This is a genomic window from Streptococcus mitis (assembly GCF_047464965.1).
GTDB lineage: Bacteria > Bacillota > Bacilli > Lactobacillales > Streptococcaceae > Streptococcus > Streptococcus mitis_DU.
The window spans coordinates 1-514 of sequence record NZ_JASHAT010000028.1; the positions used below are offsets into that span (position 1 = coordinate 1).

1 protein-coding gene and 1 pseudogene are annotated in these 514 nt (G+C 38.9%); both read right to left on the minus strand.

Annotation, left to right across the window (positions count from 1 at the left end; translation table 11 throughout):
- Nucleotides 1-394 (minus strand): DUF389 domain-containing protein (locus tag QM408_RS09260; protein WP_414374365.1); only part of this gene is annotated, 394 nt, incomplete at its 3' end.
- Nucleotides 391-514: pseudogene (locus tag QM408_RS09265) on the minus strand (two pore domain potassium channel family protein); the annotation flags it as partial. The gene QM408_RS09260 and the pseudogene QM408_RS09265, both read right to left, overlap by 4 nt.

Below are 514 nucleotides of genomic sequence, written 5' to 3' on the forward strand. Positions count from 1 at the left end.
TCACACCAGCAATCCCACCAGCAATAGCAATGAGAACATCCCAAATGGTTGGAGAGGTTCGTGCGATCAACTCGCTACTTGCATAAGACAAGGGAGAAATCCAGAAATACAGAGTCGAGACAAGCAAGCTGACCAATACTTGGGTAAATAAAACCTCTAGAGATTGCTTGATTAAACGCGTATCAAAAATAGCTAAACCAAACCCCAGTCCAACAATCGGTGTCATAAGAGGGGAAATCAGCATGGCTCCAATAATGACAGCTGTTGAATTCATATTTAGGCCGATAGAGGCAATAAAAATCGCACACATCAAAATCACTGTATCTCTTAATCGAACATGAAGATCATCATATAATTTCTCACGGTATTCACGTGTTGAATAGTTTCCAGTCATTTGTCCTCTCCTCTTTCCTTATTTAAATCGGTATAATAATTAATAATAACAGCTGATAAACAGCCAAAAAATATGAGCCCATAAATCGTCAAGAAGACACTGGTAATCCTTCCAATCAAG